General features: G+C 61.3%; 2 protein-coding genes and 1 pseudogene. All 3 read left to right on the top strand.

The window, feature by feature from the left end; all coding sequences use genetic code 11:
* A pseudogene (locus OUZ52_RS22165) lies at positions 1-427 on the top strand (Na/Pi cotransporter family protein); the annotation flags it as partial.
* A gap of 300 nt (positions 428-727) precedes the next feature.
* A complete protein-coding gene (locus OUZ52_RS22160) occupies positions 728-1,849 on the top strand; it encodes an efflux RND transporter periplasmic adaptor subunit (protein WP_266160768.1) in 1,122 nt (373 codons plus the stop codon).
* The gene (locus tag OUZ52_RS22155) at positions 1,842-4,943 is read left to right on the top strand and encodes an efflux RND transporter permease subunit (protein ID WP_266160767.1); all 3,102 of its coding nucleotides are present in this window, start codon (positions 1,842-1,844) and stop codon (positions 4,941-4,943) included. Before OUZ52_RS22160 ends, OUZ52_RS22155 begins: the two co-directional genes overlap by 8 nt.
* Positions 4,944-5,076: the final 133 nt, after the last annotated feature.

The following is a 5,076-nucleotide window of genomic DNA, read 5'->3' as shown; positions in this document are numbered from 1 at the left end:
TATCGAACACATCGGCGACATCACCGCGAATAACCTGATGGAATTTGCCGCCAAGAAGGCCGAGCGTGGGCAGGATTTCAGCGCGGAAGATATTCAAGATCTGGCGGCCATGCAGCATCAGGGGATGGAAAGCATGCGGCTTGGCTTGATGGTCTTCATGCGCGGCGATCTGCGCGCGGCGCAGCAATTGATCGCCAGCAAAGAGATTCTGTGGCGGATGGAGAACGAAGCTTCCGAGCGGCATATCCGCGCGCTGCGCGATCATCGCGATGGCGGTGGTGGCGGAGACGTCTATCTGCGCATTCTGCGTGACTTGAAACGCATCCATTCGCATCTGGCGGCACTGGCTTATTTGCCGCTGGAACGTGCCGGGCTGTTGCAAGACCGGTTGGTGCGCGAGCCTGTCGCCCCGCGAGTGACGGTATGACATTCAGCCTGCTAAACCCAAGCCTTTGGCACCCGCCTTGCGCAAAGGAGAACCCCGACTTTGGACCCTAGTCCTTTAAGCGATCAACTGCCTTTAAGCCGGCCCCACTGACGCCGCGACGGCGCGTACTCCTTTGCGGAGCGACGCCCGCACGCGGCAGCCATTGATGGCTGGACCGCGTCGGGGTATGCCGCGGGCAGCTTGCAAGTTGCCTACTTTTTCCCTGCCGCTACAACTTTAGTTCTGTGATTTCTCCATCGCAGTGAATCCGTTCGAGTTTTATCCCGACAGGGGAAAGTTATGTGGTTTCGTTCCATTAAAAATCTGCCGTGCCTTGCTGTCGCCGTGGCCGTTTCCCTGGCTGGCTGTTCGCATTCGGCACAAGACGAACAGCAGACGCCAGCGGTCGTTTCCGATCACGGCGTGATGCGCGTCCCAGAGAAATCACCGTTGCGCGCGCGCTTGAAAATTCAGGCGGTCGAGCAGCGCGACGTGGCGCACAAGCTGATCGCCCCTGCCATGGTCGAAGCAAATCCATCCCGGGTAGTGAATATCCTGCCGCCATTGACCGGGCGCGTGGTCGAACTCAAGGTTGGGTTGGGCGATCAGGTCAGCCGCGGGCAGCTGCTTGCCGTGATTGCCTCGGGCGATTTTGCCCAGGCCAACGCCGATGAGCAGAAAGCCCGCGATGCATTGCAATTGGCCAAGACGTCGTTGGATCGCGCCGAAGGCGTCAAGCAAGCGGGCGGCGCGGCGCAAAAAGATCTCGATGCTGCGCGCAGTGCGTACACGCAGGCCGAGGCGGAGTTCACGCGTGCGCAAACCCGACTTATCGCCTTGGGCGGCGACGAACAGGGCAAGAACGGTTCGCGTCGTATTTCCATTACCGCTCCGATCGCCGGAACCGTGACCGCACTCGCTACCGCACCCGGTGCCTTCGCCAACGATCCGAATGCGATCATGATGACGCTGACCAATATCGAGTCGGTCTGGGTCACCGCGAATGTGGCTGAAAACGATGCCGCGGAGATCAAGGTGGGACAGCCGGTCGAGCTGAGCCTGCCGGCGTGGCCGGATCGTACGTTCAATGGCCATGTGCAATCGGTGAGCACGGTGCTTGATCCCGATTCGCGCCGGCTCAAGGCACGTATTGCGATGAGTAATGCCGGTGGCGAACTGATGCCCAATATGTTCGCGACGGCGAGTTTCCAGGTGTCGCAGCCGCAGGCGGTGATTGTGCCGCAATCCGCTTTGTTGATGAATAACGATAGCGTGACGGTGTTCGTCGAAGTATCGCCGTGGGCGTTTGCCCGTCGCACGGTGGTGCTGGGTAGCGATGAAGGCGCCGATGCGCGCATCGTGAAGGGCTTGGCGCCGGGCGACCGTGTGGTCGTAGCAGGTGGAGTGCTGATCAATGATTAACCGGATCATTGAGTGGTGCTTTCACAAGCGCATGCTGGTGATCGGTATTGCCGTACTGGTGATGATTTTCGGTTACTACTCCTGGACCCAGCTGGCGATCGAGGCCTATCCCGAGCTAAGCGACGTTACCGCTCAGGTGACCACCCAGGTGCCGGGCCTGGCGGCGGAAGAGATCGAACAGCAGATCACCACCCCACTGGAACGCGGGCTGGCCGGTACGCCTGGGCTGGTGTCGATGCGTTCCAGCAGCACTTTCGGACTGTCGCTGATCACCCTGGTGTTTCGCGATGGCGCGGAGGATTACTGGTCGCGCCAGCGCGTGATGGAGCGCATCAGCCAGGTAACCTTGCCGCCGGGCATTACCCCGGGCCTCGATCCGGTATCCAGCCCGGCGGGCGAGATTTATCGCTATACCCTGGAGTCCGATACCAAGAACCTGATGGAGCTGTCGGAGATCCAGCGCTGGATCGTCATCCCCGGGTTGCAGCAGGTGCCGGGCGTGGCCAACGTGGACAACTTCGGCGGCTTCACCAAGCAATTCCAGCTGGAGGTCGATCCGCAGCAATTGCTGCGTTACGGCCTGAGCATCAACGACGTAAGCAGCGCGATCAACGCCAACAATGCCAACGCCGGCGGTGGCCGCGTATCGCGCGGCGAGCAGTCGTACGTCATTCGTGGTGTGGGCCTGATCCGTTCGCTCAAGGACATGGGCGACATCGTGGTGACCCAGCACAATGGCAGCCCGGTGCGTGTCGCCGACCTGGGCAAGCTGCAGTTCGGCCATCAAGTACGTGAAGGCATCCTCGGCAAGAACAACAATCCGGACACGATCGAAGGCATCGTCGATCTGCTGAAGTACGAGAACCCGTCCAAGGTGCTGGAGGGTATTCACGCCAAGGTCGATGAATTGCACAAGCGGCTGGAGCCGATGGGTGTACGCATCGTGCCGTATATCGATCGCGATGAACTGGTGCAGGCCACGGTCAGCAAGGTGTCGCATACCGTGATGGAAGGCGTCGGCCTGGTCTGCATCGTGCTGATTCTATTCCTGGGCAGCCCGCGCAGTGCGATGGTGGCGGCGGTGACGATTCCGTTCGCGCTGGTGGCGGTCTTCATCGTGATGCACTTCACCAAGATGCCGGCGAATCTCTTCTCGCTGGGTGCGATCGATTTCGGTGTGATCGTGGATGGCGCGATCGTGGTCACCGAGGCGATTCTGCGCAAGCGCGAGAGTCGTCCCAACGCGTTGCTGCAACCGGCCGACGTGCTCAGTGCCACCGGGCAGGTGGCGCGGCCGATCTTCTTCGCTACGCTTATCATCATCACCGCGTACGCGCCGTTGCTGGCGTTCGAGCGTGCCGAGGGCCGCCTGTTCTCGCCAATGGCCCACACCGTGGGTTACGCCTTGCTAGGCGCTTTGTTGTGCACTATCGCGCTGGTGCCTGGCATGGCTTATATGGCGCTGCGCAAGCCGCGCAAGATTTTCCATAACCGCTGGCTGGAGCGTTTGCAGGCCGGCTATCGCCATACGCTGGATAAATTGCTGGGACGTCCACGCATTGCCTATGGCATTGCCGCTGTCGCCCTGGCCGCGGTGTTGGTGCTGGGTATGAGTATCGGGCGTGAATTTCTGCCGGATCTGGACGAGGGTTCGCTGTGGGTGCAGGTACAACTGCCCAGCGGTTTGTCGCTGGAGAAGGCCAGCGAGATGGCCAGCGAGTACCGACATGTGGTCAGCGAGTTTCCCGAGGTGTCTTATGTGGTGACCCAGCTGGGCCGCAATGACACCGGCAGCGATCCGTGGACGCCGTCGCACATCGAATCGGGCGTGGGTTTGAAGCCTTATTCCAGTTGGCCGTCCGGTGAAGACAAGAAGAGCTTCGTGCGTCGGCTCAATGCGCGGCTGCAACAGATTCCCGGTATCAGCGTGGGTATCAGCCAGCCGATCATCGATGGCGTGAACGACATGGTCGGCGGGGCGCACAGCCCGCTGGTGCTACGCGTCTATGGCGATGATTTTGTCGAGCTTCGGCGCATCGGTGGCGAGATCGTCGACGTGCTGCATGGCATTCGCGGCACCGCCGATGCCTCGGTGTTTCAAGAGCCGCCGGTGCCGCAGTTGACCATCACCGTCGACCGCGATGCCGCCGCTCGTTACGGCATCAACATCGCCGACATCGACAATGTGATTCAGACCGGCGTCGGTGGCTCGCCGATTACCCAGGCTTATGTCGAGGACCGCGTCTACGGCGTGACCGCCAAGGTATCGCAGCGGGTGGCAGCCAGCCCGGAGGCCTTGAGCAAGTTGACGCTTACCGCCCCCTCGGGGGCGAAAGTGCCGCTGGCGATGTTGGCCAAGATCGCGTTGCGGACCGGCGAAAGCACCATCGCTCACCAGGAAGGGCATCGCCAGGTCACGATCCGCATCGACAACAGCGACCGTGCCTTGTCCGACTATCTGGCCGAAGCGCAAGAGAAGATCGGCAAGACGGTGCATTTCGATACGCAGAAATACCACATGGAGTGGGCTGGGCAGTTCGAAAATCAGCAACGTGCGCAGGCGCGGCTGGTGCTGGTGATGGGCCTGGTGCTGGCGGTGATGGCGGTGCTGCTGTTTGCCGAGTTCGGCAGCCTGCGGCAGGCACTGCTGATTCTCGCGGTGGTGCCGTTGGCGACCCTGGGCGGATTGATTTCGCTGCACTTGAAGGGCGAGACCTTGAACATCGCTACGGCGGTGGGCTTTATCGCGTTGTTCGGTGTCGCCGTGCAGAACGGCATCATCATGGTGGCCAACTTCAATCGCGTGCGTAAGGAAGGGCATGGTGTGCGCGAGGCGGTTCTGTTGGGTTCGGCCGAGCGCTTCCGGCCGGTGTTGATGACGGCAACGGTGGCCAGCGTCGGCATGCTGCCTGCCGCCTTGGCGACCGGTATCGGCACGGACGTGCAGCGTGGGCTGGCCACGGTGGTGGTCGGCGGCCTGATCATCGCGACCTTGCTGACGCTGTTTATCCTGCCCACGTTTTATTACGTACTCGAACGTTTCGTTGAACGGCGCCAGCGCCAGCATCGAGCGCATCCGACGAAGGAGTTGTGACCATGCGTGCTATCGCGATTCAATCCATCGGTTGCCGGATGCTCGCCTTGAGTATCGGCGTATGGCTCGCCGGTTGTGCGGTCGGGCCAGACTATAAGCGCCCGGCGGCGCCGCAGACGCATGCCTATGCCCC

This window comes from Dyella silvatica (assembly GCF_026283955.1).
Lineage (GTDB): Bacteria > Pseudomonadota > Gammaproteobacteria > Xanthomonadales > Rhodanobacteraceae > Dyella_C > Dyella_C silvatica.
The sequence above is the reverse complement of the archived record's forward strand: the minus strand, read 5'-3'. Positions and strand labels throughout refer to the sequence as shown.

Coding starts and splice junctions, on each gene's coding strand:
- OUZ52_RS22155 (WP_266160767.1), top strand. CDS start 1,842: ATGATTAACCGGATCATTGAGTGGTGCTTTCACAAGCGCATGCTGGTG.
- OUZ52_RS22160 (WP_266160768.1), top strand. CDS start 728: ATGTGGTTTCGTTCCATTAAAAATCTGCCGTGCCTTGCTGTCGCCGTG.